19 protein-coding genes are annotated in these 14,203 nt (G+C 65.6%); 12 read left to right on the top strand and 7 right to left on the bottom strand.

Going from position 1 to position 14,203, the window contains the following annotated elements:
- Nucleotides 1-38 precede the first annotated feature (38 nt).
- Nucleotides 39-458, bottom strand: coding sequence for a hypothetical protein (locus BV210_RS14430; RefSeq protein WP_077207326.1), 420 nt, complete (start codon nt 456-458; stop codon nt 39-41).
- A 119-nt stretch (nt 459-577) separates the two neighbouring features.
- On the bottom strand, nt 578-1,375 hold the full coding sequence (locus tag BV210_RS14425) for an RIO1 family regulatory kinase/ATPase (protein ID WP_077207325.1): 798 nt from the start codon (nt 1,373-1,375) through the stop codon (nt 578-580).
- 240 nt (nt 1,376-1,615) lie between these two features.
- On the opposite strand from BV210_RS14425, the gene nth reads away from it, so the two are divergent.
- Nucleotides 1,616-2,299 carry an endonuclease III gene (nth, locus tag BV210_RS14420; RefSeq protein WP_077207324.1) on the top strand — a complete coding sequence of 228 codons (684 nt, stop codon included), beginning with the start codon at nt 1,616-1,618 and terminating at the stop codon, nt 2,297-2,299.
- A 562-nt stretch (nt 2,300-2,861) separates the two neighbouring features.
- Here the strand turns inward: nth and BV210_RS14415 are convergent.
- Entirely contained in the window at nt 2,862-3,347 is a 486-nt protein-coding gene (locus BV210_RS14415; protein ID WP_077207323.1) for a hypothetical protein, read from the bottom strand.
- 93 nt (nt 3,348-3,440) lie between these two features.
- On the opposite strand from BV210_RS14415, the gene BV210_RS14410 reads away from it, so the two are divergent.
- The 9 genes from BV210_RS14410 (at nt 3,441) to BV210_RS19965 (ending at nt 8,890) form a co-directional block, all read left to right on the top strand.
- The gene (locus BV210_RS14410) at nt 3,441-4,328 is read left to right on the top strand and encodes a hypothetical protein (RefSeq protein ID WP_077207322.1); all 888 of its coding nucleotides are present in this window, start codon (nt 3,441-3,443) and stop codon (nt 4,326-4,328) included.
- Between the two features lie 69 nt (nt 4,329-4,397).
- Nucleotides 4,398-5,048 (top strand): halocyanin domain-containing protein, encoded by a 651-nt coding sequence (locus BV210_RS14405; RefSeq protein WP_077207321.1) that lies wholly within the window; start codon nt 4,398-4,400, stop codon nt 5,046-5,048.
- Nucleotides 5,048-5,437 carry a hypothetical protein gene (locus BV210_RS14400; protein WP_077207320.1) on the top strand — a complete coding sequence of 130 codons (390 nt, stop codon included), beginning with the start codon at nt 5,048-5,050 and terminating at the stop codon, nt 5,435-5,437. Before BV210_RS14405 ends, BV210_RS14400 begins: the two co-directional genes overlap by 1 nt.
- Before the next feature lie 2 nt (nt 5,438-5,439).
- Nucleotides 5,440-6,315, top strand: coding sequence for a Rieske 2Fe-2S domain-containing protein (locus tag BV210_RS14395; RefSeq protein ID WP_077207319.1), 876 nt, complete (start codon nt 5,440-5,442; stop codon nt 6,313-6,315).
- Between the two features lie 2 nt (nt 6,316-6,317).
- Nucleotides 6,318-7,121, top strand: coding sequence for a cytochrome bc complex cytochrome b subunit (locus BV210_RS14390; RefSeq protein ID WP_077207318.1), 804 nt, complete (start codon nt 6,318-6,320; stop codon nt 7,119-7,121).
- Between the two features lie 4 nt (nt 7,122-7,125).
- Nucleotides 7,126-7,881 carry a cytochrome bc complex cytochrome b subunit gene (locus BV210_RS14385; RefSeq protein ID WP_077207317.1) on the top strand — a complete coding sequence of 252 codons (756 nt, stop codon included), beginning with the start codon at nt 7,126-7,128 and terminating at the stop codon, nt 7,879-7,881.
- 43 nt (nt 7,882-7,924) lie between these two features.
- Nucleotides 7,925-8,329: a hypothetical protein gene (locus BV210_RS20900; RefSeq protein WP_371340797.1), complete on the top strand. Its 405-nt coding sequence runs from the start codon at nt 7,925-7,927 to the stop codon at nt 8,327-8,329.
- Nucleotides 8,322-8,588 carry a hypothetical protein gene (locus BV210_RS14375; RefSeq protein ID WP_077207316.1) on the top strand — a complete coding sequence of 89 codons (267 nt, stop codon included), beginning with the start codon at nt 8,322-8,324 and terminating at the stop codon, nt 8,586-8,588. The genes BV210_RS20900 and BV210_RS14375 overlap by 8 nt, the downstream gene beginning before the upstream one ends.
- A 71-nt stretch (nt 8,589-8,659) precedes the next feature.
- Nucleotides 8,660-8,890 carry a hypothetical protein gene (locus tag BV210_RS19965; protein ID WP_157526037.1) on the top strand — a complete coding sequence of 77 codons (231 nt, stop codon included), beginning with the start codon at nt 8,660-8,662 and terminating at the stop codon, nt 8,888-8,890.
- Nucleotides 8,891-8,913: 23 nt separating this feature from the next.
- Here the strand turns inward: BV210_RS19965 and BV210_RS14370 are convergent, their stop codons facing one another.
- Together BV210_RS14370 and BV210_RS14365 are read right to left on the bottom strand one after the other, a co-directional pair.
- Nucleotides 8,914-9,354 (bottom strand): hypothetical protein, encoded by a 441-nt coding sequence (locus BV210_RS14370; protein ID WP_077207315.1) that lies wholly within the window; start codon nt 9,352-9,354, stop codon nt 8,914-8,916.
- 56 nt (nt 9,355-9,410) lie between these two features.
- The gene (locus tag BV210_RS14365) at nt 9,411-10,175 is read right to left on the bottom strand and encodes an NAD(+)/NADH kinase (RefSeq protein ID WP_077207314.1); all 765 of its coding nucleotides are present in this window, start codon (nt 10,173-10,175) and stop codon (nt 9,411-9,413) included.
- 121 nt (nt 10,176-10,296) lie between these two features.
- Here BV210_RS14365 and BV210_RS14360 point away from each other — a divergent pair, with 121 nt between their 5' ends.
- On the top strand, nt 10,297-11,361 hold the full coding sequence (locus BV210_RS14360; RefSeq protein WP_077207313.1) for a polyprenyl synthetase family protein: 1,065 nt from the start codon (nt 10,297-10,299) through the stop codon (nt 11,359-11,361).
- Here BV210_RS14360 and BV210_RS14355 read toward each other — a convergent pair.
- Both BV210_RS14355 and BV210_RS14350 read right to left on the bottom strand, forming a co-directional pair.
- A complete protein-coding gene (locus BV210_RS14355; RefSeq protein WP_253741532.1) occupies nt 11,358-11,675 on the bottom strand; it encodes a C2H2-type zinc finger protein in 318 nt (105 codons plus the stop codon). The genes BV210_RS14360 and BV210_RS14355 overlap by 4 nt on opposite strands.
- Nucleotides 11,672-13,069 carry a hypothetical protein gene (locus BV210_RS14350; protein WP_077207312.1) on the bottom strand — a complete coding sequence of 466 codons (1,398 nt, stop codon included), beginning with the start codon at nt 13,067-13,069 and terminating at the stop codon, nt 11,672-11,674. Before BV210_RS14350 ends, BV210_RS14355 begins: the two co-directional genes overlap by 4 nt.
- A gap of 148 nt (nt 13,070-13,217) precedes the next feature.
- Here BV210_RS14350 and BV210_RS14345 point away from each other — a divergent pair, with 148 nt between their 5' ends.
- A complete protein-coding gene (locus BV210_RS14345) occupies nt 13,218-14,087 on the top strand; it encodes a heme-copper oxidase subunit III (RefSeq protein ID WP_077207311.1) in 870 nt (289 codons plus the stop codon).
- Nucleotides 14,088-14,203 lie beyond the last annotated feature (116 nt).

The following is a 14,203-nucleotide window of genomic DNA, read 5'->3' as shown; positions in this document are numbered from 1 at the left end:
GCCATCCCCGTTCGTGGGTCGCCCAGCCCGAGGTCAGGTCAGAGGAACCCACCGTCGTCGGTCGTCGTGGTCTCGTTTTCGGGCATCATGGGAGTTTCCGTCTCCGTTCCGTTCTCGGGAGCCACGCCGCCCTCGGGCGACGTCTCGTTTTCGGTGGGCGACATCATGCCGTCCTCCGTGGTCGTCTCCATGCCGTCCTCGGGCGAGGTGCCGCCCTCGTCCTCGACCGTACCGCCGAGACCGCCATCCTCGGGTGAAGTACCGCCATCTTCCTCGGGCGTGCCGCCGAGACCGCCATCCTCGGGCGAGGTACCGCCATCTTCCTCGGGCGTGCCGCCGAGGCCCCCACCGCCGGGTGATTCGCCCCCTTCGCCCTCGGGACTGGTCTCGTTGTCTCCTTCAGGACCGGCACAGCCAGCGAGTGCGACCGCGGCTGTAGCCGAAGCTGTCGCGCCCAAAAGTCGTCTTCGAGTGAGTCGAGTCATCGGCAGTCTCACCTATCGATGCCACGGTGATAGCTATCCGCCGCTTAACGATTGTAACATGGTCGAACTGGATGAAACAGTGTCGAGAGCCGTCAAGTCGCCACTTTCTCGATCTCACCTTTGACCGCTGCCGCGTCGAAACTGTGATCCGGACGGATGTTGACGAAGTCCAGAAACGCCCGCGCGTCGAGCAGTTCCGCGGGCGAGTACGCGGTCAGCGCCGCCGTGACCGTCGCCTGTGCTCCGATCTCGGGAGCCAGCGCCCCCAGGGCACAGGCCACGTCGTAGGCCTGCGCGTCGTCGAGGCCGTCCCCGCGGACGTTCGTCGCGTCGATGAAGTAGAGGTCACCGTCGGCCACGAGGACGTTCTCGGCACGGAGGTCGCCGTGGACCAGCCCGTCGGCGTGCATGGTCGACAGCGCCCCGAACAGCCCCGGGGCGTGGTCCCGGACGGCCGCGGCATCCAGTACGTCGAGCGTTCGAAACTCGGGCAGATACTCCAGGACGAGGACGCCGAGCCCGTCGACCTCGAACGCCTCGATGGGTTCCGGGGCGTCGAGCCCGAGTTCGCGAATCCGTCGGGTCGCGGCGAGTTCGTGTTCGGCCATCTCGACCGGCGAGTCGAAGTGACCGAAAAACCCCTCGGTACCGCTGGAGAACGCGCCGAGGTTCCGCCCCGCCGTCAGGAGTGCGTGGACGAGCGTGTGCCGGTCGGTGATGACCTTCACGAACACCTCGTCGTCGATCACCAGCGGGGTCGACAGCCAGTTGTCGGCCTCCAGAAAGGTCACGCGGTCGGCCGGTAACCCGTACCGTTCGGCGACCGCCTCGACGACCGATTCGACTGCCGCATCCGAGAGATCCCCTCTGAGCAGTCGACGGATCGCCATCGACCGAACCGAGTGGGGCCACAGGTATAGCCTTTCGGCCGGCGGTTCGGCCCTACCGGCGAGCGCTTTTTCGCCCGTACCCTTTCGTACCGAAACGGGACCACCGCGGGCCGTGACCTGACGAACCGACGCGGAGCGTCCCGCGGGAGCGCGACACATCGCTTCGCGAATACCACGGTCGCGTGTCGCCTGTTCGCCCCAAACGGAACGGCAAAGTCCGCGGAGTCCGCTGGCCTCGATATGGGCACGCCGCTTTCCTCGCGCGAGGAACAGACACAGGAAGTCATCGACCGCCTCCACGGGGAGTTCCCCGACACGACCATCTCGCTGAACTTCTCGAACCGGCTGGAACTACTGATCGCCGTGATCCTCTCGGCGCAGTGCACCGACGAGCGGGTCAACAAGGAGACCGAACACCTCTTCGAGAAGTACGAGTCCGCCGAGGACTACGCCGAGGTCGACGAGGCGGAGCTCGCCGAGGACCTGAACTCGATCACCTACTACAACAACAAGGCGGGGTACATCACGAGCGCCTGCCAGACTATCGTCGAGGAACACGACGAAGAGGTTCCCGACACGATGTCCGAGTTGACCGACCTCCAGGGGGTCGGCCGGAAGACGGCCAACGTGGTGCTCCAGCACGGCCACGAGGTCGTGGAGGGAATCGTCGTCGACACGCACGTCCAGCGGCTGAGCCGCCGACTCGGGATCACCGAAGAGGAGCGTCCGGAAGCGATCGAACAGGACCTCATGCCGGTCGTTCCCGAATCGGAGTGGCAGGACTACACTCACCTGCTGATCAGTCACGGCCGGGCGACCTGTACGGCACGGAACCCGGACTGTGCGGACTGTATCCTCGAAGACATCTGTCCGTCATCGAAAGTCGACGCTGACGTGGATCTCGCCAGCGGCGAACCCTGGTAAAGGGTCGCTTACTGCCGAAATCTCGACTGAGATCCCCGAGCCACCAGTTCTCTATCTGATCGTGAGTGGCGTTCAGCACAGCCTACCGGCGACACGACGGGCCAGCGCTCACAGTGACGACCTGGCCGCCAGCGTTACAGCGAGTGACGCCCGAGTCGCAAGCATCCGAGACCAATCAGCACTGATAGCTGAAGAGACGGCCTGCAAGCCAGAATAGGCTGAAAAAACGGTTATACGTCTATCGCCCCCTTACTGAGACGTAGGGTCGATAGGAAGACCCTACGGAGACGAGACCTGGCCGACGCCACGCCGCGACGCCGCACTCTCGGGCAAACACGGCGTCACTGACGATCAGTCGCTCGATGCGATCCGCGTCGGCCCGTCGGAACGCGACGGACACGTCGTCTTCGCGCGATACCCTCCCCCCTACCCACCACTGCCACCCACTACACGGGCGTCGATCGGCACGCACCCACCCGAATCGACACCCATCTTCGACCCCCTCTGCGATCGTCCCGGGCATCACCCTGTCATTTTCGGCCGGCTCTCCGGCCACACGCTTCTACAGGTACATGACGGCGTAGCGTGAGATGCCGACGACGTAGGCCAGAAGCCAGAAGAACGTGTAGCCGAACACCCCGATCCGGATGCGGCGCCGGTAGAACTGCAACCGGTCGGAGCCGATCTCGTCGAGCAACACGTCCTCGTCGTAGTCGTGATAGAGGTCGTGTTCCCACTTGGCCCGGAAGACTCGCACGATACCCGTGAAGCCGAACGCGAGCATCGCGTATGCCTGGAGACCGAGAAACGCGTGGATGGCAGCCGGGCCGCCGAGCTGGTCGGCCAGTCGCGGCACCATCCACAACAGCATCGGGACAGTGGTCAGCGTCAGTCCAGTCCCGATGAACTTGAGATGGTAAGTCAGCACGCCCCAGGTGACCTGCTCGGTGTCGATCATGATCCAGGCTCCATAGAGGAAGCAGGGGAAACTGGACGAGACCGCGAGGAGGACGAGCGTCGCGATCGTCGCGTCCGACAGGGCGACCATGGCCGGCCTAGGGACAGGGGCCGCTAAAACGTGCCGAAACCGGGGGAACGCGGGTCGGAAAGCGTATACGGCTTCCCCCCGTATCGCCGCCAAATGGCCGATCCAGAGTCGACCTCCGCCGGCGACGAGGACGGTCCAGACGAGACCGAAACGGGCGCACCAGCGAGCGAGCGTCCGGACGATGCCGAGGCGGTGTCGACCGAGGAGTTACGTGAGCAGGTCGAGTCCCAGTACGACTTCGACGACTTCGGCCCGGACCAGATGGCCGAGATGAGCGCCGAGGAGTGGGATGCGGCTTTCGACCCCGACACGTGGATCACCGGGCAGGAGTTGCTCGACCGGGTCGAGGCGGACCTCAAGAATCGGGTCGTGGTTCGTGACGTGTTCGCACGCGTGGAGCGGCTGAAGGACGGCCGGGTCGTCGCCTACTCCGACGAGGGGTACGCCACCGTCTACCCGGACGGAACGGTCGAGGGGTTCGGCACCGTCCTGCGAGACGTAAAGCCCGTGGTCGCACTCTGTTCGATGGAGGAGTACGACGTCCCCGAGATGCCCGACGGTGAGGTCCTCCCGAAGCCGACGGAGGTTCCGGAGGGGAGCGGCGAACTGGGGAATCTGATGCTCCAGCTCGTCGGCGGGATGCAGGTGCTCGCCGGGATCGGCCTGCTCGGGGCCTGGATCGTCTTCGGTCTGAACGTCGTCGCCGTCGTCGCCGGGTTCGCCTTCCTGTTGATCGGGGTCGCCCTGTTTTTCACCGTGGCGAACGCGCGGCTCTCGGACCGGTTCCGCGCCGAGGAGTACCGCACACGGTTGCGTGCCATCGGGATCGAAGACGGCGAGCGACCGGACTTCCTCCCGATCGAGGACGAGGAGTGGCGCGACGAGGGCGGGCCGGGTGCGGCGTCAGCGGCTGAACTGGGATCGTCCACAGCAGCCGACGAGCGCGACGACGAGGGGCGTGATTCCGGATCAGTTTCCTGAGTGTCAACCCCCGTCTCGGGCCCGTATTCGGTGGGTTTATACAAAGCCAGTTCTGAGTCAGTTGTGTATATGAACAGGCGGGACTTTATCCGGACAGCCGGCGGGGCTGCCGGCGCGACCGCCGCCGTGTCTGCGGGAGCGGGCACAGCCGCCGCGTCCTCCGAAGGCGGCGATGGCGGCGCGACGCGCCCGGACTTCGGCGGCTATCTGGACGACGCAAACGGTTACGGTGGCGGCCAACCGGCCGACCAGACCGGTAACGACGAGGTGACCGTTCAGGTCGGGACCGGAAGCCAAGGTTACGGCTTCAGTCCGCCAGCGGTCCACGTGGACACGGGAACGACGGTCGTGTGGGAATGGACCGGTGAAGGCGGAGCCCACAACGTGGTTAGCAACGACGAGGTTTTCGACTCGGGCGCTGCCGAGAGCGGTTCCGGCGTCACCTTCGAGTACACCTTCGAGGAGGGTGGCATCTACAATTACCACTGTGTCCCCCACGAAGGAATGGGAATGAAGGGTTCGATCGTCGTCGGATCGGACTACCCGACGGTACAGATGGAAACCGGCGGCGGCGAGAAGAGCCTCCACGAGATGGGCGTGCCGTTCCAGGCCCATTACGTCGGTCTGGCGACCATCCTGATGGTGATCGTGTCGCTGGTGTTCACCTTCTTCCTGCTGAAGTACGGTGAATCGCCACACACCAAAGGAGGGAACGACTGATGTCCTCTGAAGGCAGCAGTTACGGTGACATCCACCGGTACGAGCCGCCGCGAGAGAGCACGGCCGCGGCGCTCGCCATCGTCCTGTTGACGGTCGTCGAGATCATCTTCGTCGCCCTGTTCACGTACGGTCTGATCGGCGGCTGGGGCTTCTCGGAGATGGGGAACATGTTCCTCGGCGGCCTCCTCGCGGCGATCTTCATCGATCTCGCCTTCATCCTCATGCTGTACCGAAAGGAGTTCCTGCCCGACGTGATGATCGTGAAGAAGCGTCGGCGCAAGTGGGAGGATCTGTACGTCCGCGAGGACGACGTCGACGGCGAGTCGCTCACCGATGAGAGTCCCTGGGAAGGAGTCAAGCGGGCGCTATACCCCTACTACAAGCGATAACTATGCCACTCGACGAAGACAAATATCCGAGCGAGACGGGTCGACGACGCTTCGTGAAAGGCGTCGTCGGCAGTGCTGCGTTATCGAGCGTCGGCGTCGGCGGCGCAGTCGCCCTCGACACGGCGACGTCGCCGACCGGTACCGGCGGTGGGATCACGCAGTTCATGGGTATCGAGAACACGGACGGCCCGGCACCGCGCGGGATGCCGATCATCCCGCTGACGGTCGACTCGGAAGGTGCGCTGAAAGGCGTCTGGCCGGACGTCAAGACCGAGACCGTACAGGGTCAGGAAGTCACCATCGCGGAGACGGAACTCGGCGGGACGACGTACTCGTCGGCCTGGTTCCAGTATTGCGGGATCCAGACCGCCGAGGGGCTCGACCCCGAGGCCGACCAGGACAACTTCTTCCGGTCGTCGTCCGGGCCGTCGCTGTCCTGGCAGTCCGAGGCCAAGGAGTCCGGCGAGAAGCTGTTCGTCGACGACTTCTCCGATTACGAGAGCTGGGGCAACGGCATCGGCCAGAGCGGGCTGGGAAAGCCCGCCGAGGCCGCCTGGCGCTCCGACGGTGACGTCCAGACCGTTCCGGTGCAGGTGCTCCGGAGTCCCGAGGTCTCGAAGATGGCGAACGGCGAAGGGCCGTACAGCGAGCTCCCCGGCGAGGTCCAGAGCTTCATCGGGGCCGCCACGGAACAGAACTTCATGGCCTGGCTGAACAAGTGCACCCACTTCTGCTGTGTCCCGGGCTTCAAGACCTACGAGGGCAGCGCGAAGTTCGACGCCGAGAACGAGGTGTACTGCCAGTGCCACCAGTCGGTGTACGACCCGTTCAGTCCGGTCAGCAAGTCCTTCGTGGCCCTGCCACGCCCGGGTGAATAACGATGAGTCTCGAGAAAAAAGACGAACACGATCACAAAGGCTGGATGGAGGAGCGCGACCTCACGGCGCTCGAGGAGCGCTATCTCACCCTGTTGATGTGGCTCGACAAGCGGCTCCGCCTGGTCGACTATCTGGAGCTGCTGGAGGACCTCTACTACAAGGTCAACCTGCAGATGCCGAAGAGCCACACCGAGCAGTACGGGCTCGACAACAAGTTCTGGTACTGGTACCCGTTGTACGCGCTGGGGTCGTTCTCGACGCTGGCATATCTGGTCGCGGCGGTGTCCGGGGCCTTGCTCGGGTTCTACTACGCGCCGGCGGCAGCCGGCGCGACGGGCGATCCGACTGTCGCCTACGAGTCGCTGCGGTACATCATGCAGGACCTGAACTTCGGGTACATGCTCCGGTCGATCCACCGCTGGGCCGCGCAGGTGATGACCGCGGCCGTCTTCCTGCACATGCTGCGCGTCTACTTTACGGGTGCGTACAAGGAACCCCGCGAGCTCAACTGGATCATCGGCATCGTCCTGATTTCGATGACGATGGTGTTCGGGTACTCCGGATACCTGCTCCCGTGGAACCAGCTGAGCTACTGGGCGGGACAGATCGGCGTCGAGATGGCGCTGTCGATTCCGCTCGCGGGTGAGTGGACGGCCCAGCTCCTGTTCGGTGGTTTCACGCTGACGCAGGCCACGTTGCAACGGATGTACATCCTGCACGTGTTCTTCCTGCCGTTCCTCGTGACGGGGCTGATCGCGGTCCACATCGGCATCGTCTGGATGCAGGGCATCGCGGAACCACACTAATACAATGAGCGACAACGACACTCCCGAAACGGACGGAGGCACGGGCATCGTCCCGCCGGACGACGAGACCCCCACGTGGAGCGAGCGCAAGGAGCGCACGCAGGGGCTCTCCCGGCTGACCTACGAGTACTTCGAGCGGGCACGCCGCGAGGACCAGGACCTGCGCCAGGAGTCCAGTTACGTCGAGCGTGACGTGCTGGGCTTCCCGGCCTGGCCCCACGAGATGATCCGGAACCTCGCGCTGACGAGTTTCTTCGTCGGCATGATCGTGTTCCTCTCGGCGACGCTTCCCCCGGAGATGATGCCGCCGGCGAACTCCTCGAGTACGCCTGCAGTCATCCTGCCGGACTGGTACCTGTACTGGTCGTTCGGCCTGCTCAAGCTCGGCCCGCTCAACCCCGAGCTGGCGCTGCTGGGCGGGCAGAAGCTGATGGCCGACCGGACCTACGGCGTCCTGGCGAACCTGGTCGTCGTGGGTGTGATCACCATCGTCCCGTTCCTGAACAAGGGCGCGGCCCGGCGACCGGTCGAACAGCCCTTCTGGGCGTCGGTCGGCGTCTTCGGCGTCGTGTTCGCCTTCACCATCGCCGTGCTGTCGGTCAAGAACCTGGTCCCGATGGGGTCGAAGCTCCTGTTCGACCTGACCTTCCTGCTCCCGTTCGTGGCAGGGTTCATCAGCTACGGAATCCTCAAGTCGATGCGCGAGGGGTACATGTTCACCCTCAACCGCCGGTACTACCGGCTGCGGCCGCCGAAGTAACGGGACCCGGAGGTCCCGTCCGACCGCCTGTTCCACTCGTTTTATGACATCAGACGATCAGCTCGATCCGTCCGAGACGCCGACAGAGACAGCGCCCGACGATCCGGCGGACGGGTCGGACGGACCCGCCGACCGAGGCGTGGACCACCAGAGTTCGGAAGACGAAAGCGCGGACCGCGACGTCGAGGTTCCGATGCGGGTGTACAAAGCGATCACGGTGTTCACGACGCTGTTCGCCATCGTGACGGTCGTCGGCGGGTTCGTGGTGCTCGACTCGGCGACCAACCGGGCGACGGCCTCGCTCTCGGAGATCCAGCCGCTCGCGGCGCTGGCCGGTATCGGGCTCATACTGGCGGGAGCCGCCGCTTACGCGTTCTCGACCCGATTCCGTGCGGAGGGAATGGGAAAGTCTAAAGACGACACCGACGAACAGTCGGATAATGGCTGACGAATTCGCCAAGGGTCTCGGTATCTTCACCACGGCGGGACTGGCCTGGATGGTGCTCGCGGGCTGGTACACCACGGCAAGCTTCGAGGAGGGGCAGCTGCTGGCCGCACCGCCGTCGGACCCTGACGTCTACGGTAGCATCGCGCTGTTCCTGAAAGACGCGCTGTTCTGGTTCGCGATCCTGGGCGCGCTGACGTTCTGGGTCGTCATCCCGCTGCTCGACCAGGCACGCGACGCGTGGGCCGAGCGCAGTAACTGACAAACGGTCGCTTCGTTTTCGGCCGCCCACCGTGCTCGACACGGTCGCCGCTCGCGTCTTCATTCTGGCCCGTGACGGATTCGTCCGACATCGCTACCGAGTACCGCGAGCTTTCGGGGCGGCGTGAGGTGCCTCCGACGGTCGCCGACACAGCGTGGCCTGACCGTCAGCGCGTGACGACTGTCGACAGGACAGGAGAGCGGGATCTACGCCTCGAAAGCGCAGACGGAGTAGTTGTCGGCTTCACCGGAGCACCGATCGGGAGATACGGCGATGTCGCCGCTGTCGACGAGGCGACCTGAGAGAAGAAGCCGTCGGGCCGCGATCAGATGACCCGTCCGACGAGGCCTTCGACGAGGAAGAAGAGGCTGAGATACGCGATGTAGGCGAGTGCGAGCAGGGACGCGGCGATGGCCCCTTTGGGTCGCTCGATGTCGATGCCGCGGCGGGCCTCGACCTTGCGGGCCTCGAACTCGAAGAAGTCGGTGATGAACACGCCGACGACGAGCGCGGAGGCGACGATGCCCGAGTGCTGGTGCAGCGTCGTGTAGTAGAACGCCGCGAGCACGAACAGGACGTTACTGGCCGCGTGGATCGGGTTTCGACTGACAGCCTCCGCACCGCCGTCCTCGGCCTGTTTGACGTGCCTGCGGTAGGTGAACGCGCGAGTCCCGATGTTGATCACGGCCAGCGCCAGCAGCACGTACTCCATGTGGGGGCCCAGGATCGTATCCAGCGGGCCAAACAGCGTTACCGAAGGTTGCATATCCGGAACTGCGTCCGTGATGCTTTAGTGTTTTTCCAATCGCTCGCCCGAGCAGGTCACGGTGACCCGGTATACGGGTGGCTGCTCGCCGGCACCGAGAGGACGGGGAGCGTGTCGACGACGGAGACCGAAACCGACACGCCGGGTTCGATACCGTCGACTCGGCGGTCGTCGGCCAGCAACTCCACGGGGACTTCGTCGCGTTCGACCCGCAGAGAGATGCTATCGAGGTCCAGGACCCAGTGGTCGGCGTTGGTCGCGAACGGCGCGATCGGTGCGACGGCCCCGACGCCGGTACCGTAGGCGACGACGGGTGCGTCGACGCGGCGTGCGTACCCGTGTGAACCGGCGGGCGTAGCGACGACCACGCCGTCGGCTCGAAACCGTGCGACGGTAGTCCCGTCGGTCACGACGGCGTACTCGGAGATTCGAGCCGGTTCGGCGGTGAGAAGCGTTACGTCCGTGAGCGCGCGGGCCCGAACGTCGTCACCGACGTAGACGCCGACGACGGGGTACCGATGGATTTCGCCCGTGCCGGTGACGAGTGCCTCCATCGCGTCGTCGACGGTCGACAACGGGACCGACCGGACGCCACGGCCCCCGTCGACGGGCAGAACTGGACTGCCGGGCAGATCCGGCCGTGCGGTGAGAGAGAGGAGTGCGTCCTCGCCGACGGTGACGAGGGCGTCGGGTTCGGCCGCGAGGACGGCGTCGAGGTCGCCGGTCGCGGGGGTTCCGCCGGCGTCCTCGACGGCGGCGGCGACGCGTTCGACGGATTCGCCGACGACGCCGACGGCCGCGCGCTCGACAGAATCGCTCATCGGTGTCCCGTGGGACCCCGGCATGCAAAAGGGTGCGGTCTCGGCGGAGGGATCGATGGTGAAGAGACCATGCAGGGCGCGTTTCTGAACACTTTTCACGTGCGGGCGCGACAACTCGGTCATGCGAGACGTGCTCAGGGAGTGGCGACCGGTGGTCGACGAGGCCATCGAGGAGTTGCTCCCGCGAGTCGTCGACGAGGCGTATCTCTCGGAGTTTTTCGGGCCGGCGACCCACGCCTACGATCCGGACGCGATCCAGCTGGCACTGGCCGATCCGATCTGGGAGTTGCTGGACAGGGGCGGCAAGCGGTGGCGAGCGGTCGTGTTCTTGCTGCTGGTCGAGGCCTTCGACGAGGAACCCGAAGAGTACCTGCCCTACGCCTGTATCCCCGAGATCCTCCACAACGGGACGATCATCGTCGACGACGTGGAAGACGGGGCATCGATGCGGCGTGGCGAGCCGGCGATCCACCGCGAGTTCGGGACCGACATCGCGCTGAACGCCGGCAACGCGATGTACTTCCTCCCGCTGAAGGTCATCACCCACGATCCTGGCGATCTCGACGCCGAGACGCGGCTTGCGGCCTACGAGATGTTGATGTACGAACTCAATCGCACGCATCTCGGACAGGGGATGGACATCACCTGGCACAACCAGCGGGAGATCGACATCACCGAACAGCAGTATCTGGAGATGTGTGCCTGCAAGACCGGCTGTCTGGGGCGGATCGTGGCGCGGCTGGCGGCCATCGTCACCGGCCAGCCCGGGGCAATCGAGGACGCCGTCGCCGACTACGCCGAGCGGATGTCGATCGCCTTCCAGATCGGCGACGACATCCTCGATGTCGAGCACTCCCTGGATCGAGCGGGCGACTTCGGCAAGGCCTTCGGCAACGACATCCGGGAGGGCAAGAAGACGCTCATGGCCATCCACGCGGTCGAGAACGCCGATCCCGAAGACGCCGCCAGACTCGAGGAGATCCTCTGGGCCGACGACAATACCGACGAGGAGATCGAGTGGGTACTGGAGCTCTACGAGTCGACTGGAGCCGTCGAGTACGCCCGCGAGCGAGCCCTGTCCCTCTCGGACCGGGCCCGAGCCACCCTCGACGGACTGGATCTGGAACCCGAACCGAAAACACAGCTCGCGGAGTTCACTCGCTTCGTCGTCGAGCGGGACGACTAGGCGAACACGGAGTAGGTCATCACCAATCCGAAATACAGGAGCACGAGCGCGCCGAGGGCTTTCAGCCGGAACACTCGCAGTCGCTTTTCTTCGCTCTCGTACGCCTCCTCGAAGGCGTCGCGTTCGGACTCGTCGAGGGCGTCGGCGTGGTCGATACCGCGGTGGAGCGCCAGCAGTTCGGCGTCGGCGAAGGGCGCACCGCAGTGGGCACAGACCACCGGCTCGGCGTCTGGCGGCAGGTCGTACTCCGCGGGGATGTCCCGGTCGGTTTCGGCGGCGGTGCTCGCTCGTCGGCGTTGGCTGTCGGTCGTCATAGGAACGGGGGAGTGACGCTCGGTTGTGAGACGATCCAGAGACTGACCATGGTGTAACAGACCATCACCAGGGTGAACGTGTACTGGCTGCGGATGGCCTGGAGTCGCCCGGGGAAGCGGTCGAAGGCCGCGGCGTGGGCGACCCAGATCGCCAGCAGGTGCCCCAGCAGGACGAAGGTGAGGTTGAGTGCGCCGAACCAGCCCGGGATCACCGCGATGGGGACTTCCCCCGCGGCAGGCCCGGCGAGTGGCGTCGGCGCGACGGCGAGGGCGGCCGGGAACAGGGAGAGGAAATACTCCAGGTAGTGCGCGAGGTGGTAGCCGGCGGCGATGGCCAGAAGCGGCGGCGCGAACCGACGGGCCAGCACGGCCGGGGTGACGTAGGAGTCGGCCAGCCGGCGCGCACCGCGGGCCGCCAGCCAGTAGGCTCCGAAGAAGACCAGGTAGCCGACGACCAGAGCGAGGGGGTACAGTACCGCAGGCGGGACACCCAGATCGACGACGGCGGGTGCGAAGTCCGCCCACAGCGGTGTCGCGACCAGTCCGTCGTAGGTGGTGACCCACACGAGGGCGACGACGAAGCCGACCTCGTCGAGCCCGTCGACGAGGCGGGCGTCCGTGAGCGCGCTCCCGGGCAGTCGGAGCCGGAGGGTGCCGGTCTCGTCGTCGCGAGTCAGCGGTGCGACCCGGCCGTAGTACCGGAAGACGCGCGCCACGGGGTCGACCGTCGTGAACCACCGGTCGGGACCGAAGACGAACGCGCCCGCCAGCGTCACGACGCCGTAGCCGACGATGGTCGTCGCGAGCAGCCCGGGGTCGTCGGCCAGCGGACTGACGACTTCGAGCCAGATCAGCGCGAGCAGGCCGACGACGCTTGGCCAGGCCCCGAATCGCTCGGGGTAGTCGCGGTCGAGCGTCGGGAGCGCACTCGACAGCGTGCGGAAGGGATCGAGGATCGGCCAGGTGTTGCCGACGAGGTAGGTGGTCATGGTGAATCCGGCCCACCAGCCGACCCAGACCAGCAACAGGCCGAGGTTGGCCAGCGCGGCGTCCGGACCCAGAAAGCCGATTCCGAGGACGGCCGCGAGGCCGGCGAGGCCGGCGATTTTACCGAGAGCGACGAGGAGCCGGCGACCGGGAACGACGGCGTCCCGACCCCAGCCGTGGAGCTCCCGGATGAACAGCCGGTCGGTGACGAAGGAGGCGAGCAGGAAGGAGGCACCGACCGCACCGCCCCCGGTGAGCAGGAACAGCCAGGTCGGAACCTGAATCGACTCCCGGCCGCCCGCCCCGAGGCTCCCACCGTGAGCCGCGGCCGTCCCCACGAAGAGGGTGCCGGCCAGCACCGCAAGGAGGAGGTGCCCACTGCGGCGACGGAGTGACGTACTCACCATCTGTCGACGCTTGGGATGGACCGGTGGAGTAGCTTCCGGAATCGGACGGGTCCGGGGCCGCGGAGCGGCGAGCGACCGACGGGAGTGGGATCCAGCGGCGACGAGTTGGGCAGGTTTTTATCGGTCGACTCGTAACGCTCATTCACATATGGGCGTCGCAGACGAAACTTCGGACGACCACGGTGGCCACGGCGGTCACCACCTGCCAGCGGTCGAGGACTGGCCGCGCGGGTTCGGTGAAGCCAGCTGGTGGCCGTTCATCACGGCCCTCGGTGCGAGCGGGTTCTACATCGGCGCAGCGCTGTACGTGCTGGGCCGGGCCGAGGAACCGATCGTCGGCTCGATGGTCGGGCCCGGGGTCTTCATCGCGAGCGCGGTGATGTTCCTCGGTGGCCTGTACGGCTGGCTCTACCACGCCTTCGTGGTCAACTTCTGGGAGCACGGGACGGAAGAACACGACGACTCCACGTTACGGCTCGCGATGCTGTTGTTCCTCGGCACGGAGATCGCCACCTTCGGGGCCGGCTTCGTCTACTACTTCTTCATCCGGGCCGGCACGTGGCCCCCGGGTGAACTCCCCGAGCTGTTCGGGACGCTGGTGATCGCCAACACCCTGATCCTGATCGCGAGCAGTTTCACGCTGCACTTCGCCCACACCGGCCTGCTGAAGGACAACCGCAAACAGTTCGTCGGGCTGTTGGGTGTGACCCTGCTGCTCGGGATCATCTTCATCGGCGGCCAGGCCTTCGAGTACTACGAGTTCATCGTCCACCGCGGCCTGGAGTTCCAGGGTGCAGTGTTCGGCAGTGCCTTCTTCGGACTGACCGGCCTGCACGGCCTGCACGTGACGCTGGGTGCGATCCTGTTGTCCATCGTGTTCATCCGCGCGCTGCTGGGGCAGTACTCCGCGGAACGCCACACCTCCGTCAGTACGGTCTCGATGTACTGGCACTTCGTCGACGTCGTGTGGGTCTTCCTCGTCGTCGTCCTCTACGTCGGCGCGGAGTTCGGCGTCTGAGACAGCGGCTCTCGTTTTTTCGGAACGAGCGCACGGAGCGAAGCAACGGCTATCCGACGGCAATTCGTCCGTACCCTGTTGCCCGCCATTCACTCACGTCACCCTAGCCCGGACTG

Source organism: Halorientalis sp. IM1011 (assembly GCF_001989615.1).
In the GTDB taxonomy this organism is placed as follows: domain Archaea; phylum Halobacteriota; class Halobacteria; order Halobacteriales; family Haloarculaceae; genus Halorientalis.
The sequence above is the reverse complement of the archived record's forward strand: the minus strand, read 5'-3'. Positions and strand labels throughout refer to the sequence as shown.

Bases quoted from the DNA above. Each gene is read 5' to 3' on its own strand.
- BV210_RS14425 (WP_077207325.1), bottom strand. From the start codon at position 1,375: ATGGCGATCCGTCGACTGCTCAGAGGGGATCTCTCGGATGCGGCAGTC.
- nth (WP_077207324.1), top strand. From the start codon at position 1,616: ATGGGCACGCCGCTTTCCTCGCGCGAGGAACAGACACAGGAAGTCATC.
- BV210_RS14415 (WP_077207323.1), bottom strand. From the start codon at position 3,347: ATGGTCGCCCTGTCGGACGCGACGATCGCGACGCTCGTCCTCCTCGCG.
- BV210_RS14410 (WP_077207322.1), top strand. From the start codon at position 3,441: ATGGCCGATCCAGAGTCGACCTCCGCCGGCGACGAGGACGGTCCAGAC.
- BV210_RS14405 (WP_077207321.1), top strand. From the start codon at position 4,398: ATGAACAGGCGGGACTTTATCCGGACAGCCGGCGGGGCTGCCGGCGCG.
- BV210_RS14400 (WP_077207320.1), top strand. From the start codon at position 5,048: ATGTCCTCTGAAGGCAGCAGTTACGGTGACATCCACCGGTACGAGCCG.
- BV210_RS14395 (WP_077207319.1), top strand. From the start codon at position 5,440: ATGCCACTCGACGAAGACAAATATCCGAGCGAGACGGGTCGACGACGC.
- BV210_RS14390 (WP_077207318.1), top strand. From the start codon at position 6,318: ATGAGTCTCGAGAAAAAAGACGAACACGATCACAAAGGCTGGATGGAG.
- BV210_RS14385 (WP_077207317.1), top strand. From the start codon at position 7,126: ATGAGCGACAACGACACTCCCGAAACGGACGGAGGCACGGGCATCGTC.
- BV210_RS20900 (WP_371340797.1), top strand. From the start codon at position 7,925: ATGACATCAGACGATCAGCTCGATCCGTCCGAGACGCCGACAGAGACA.
- BV210_RS14375 (WP_077207316.1), top strand. From the start codon at position 8,322: ATGGCTGACGAATTCGCCAAGGGTCTCGGTATCTTCACCACGGCGGGA.
- BV210_RS14370 (WP_077207315.1), bottom strand. From the start codon at position 9,354: ATGCAACCTTCGGTAACGCTGTTTGGCCCGCTGGATACGATCCTGGGC.
- BV210_RS14365 (WP_077207314.1), bottom strand. From the start codon at position 10,175: ATGAGCGATTCTGTCGAGCGCGCGGCCGTCGGCGTCGTCGGCGAATCC.
- BV210_RS14360 (WP_077207313.1), top strand. From the start codon at position 10,297: ATGCGAGACGTGCTCAGGGAGTGGCGACCGGTGGTCGACGAGGCCATC.
- BV210_RS14355 (WP_253741532.1), bottom strand. From the start codon at position 11,675: ATGACGACCGACAGCCAACGCCGACGAGCGAGCACCGCCGCCGAAACC.
- BV210_RS14350 (WP_077207312.1), bottom strand. From the start codon at position 13,069: ATGGTGAGTACGTCACTCCGTCGCCGCAGTGGGCACCTCCTCCTTGCG.
- BV210_RS14345 (WP_077207311.1), top strand. From the start codon at position 13,218: ATGGGCGTCGCAGACGAAACTTCGGACGACCACGGTGGCCACGGCGGT.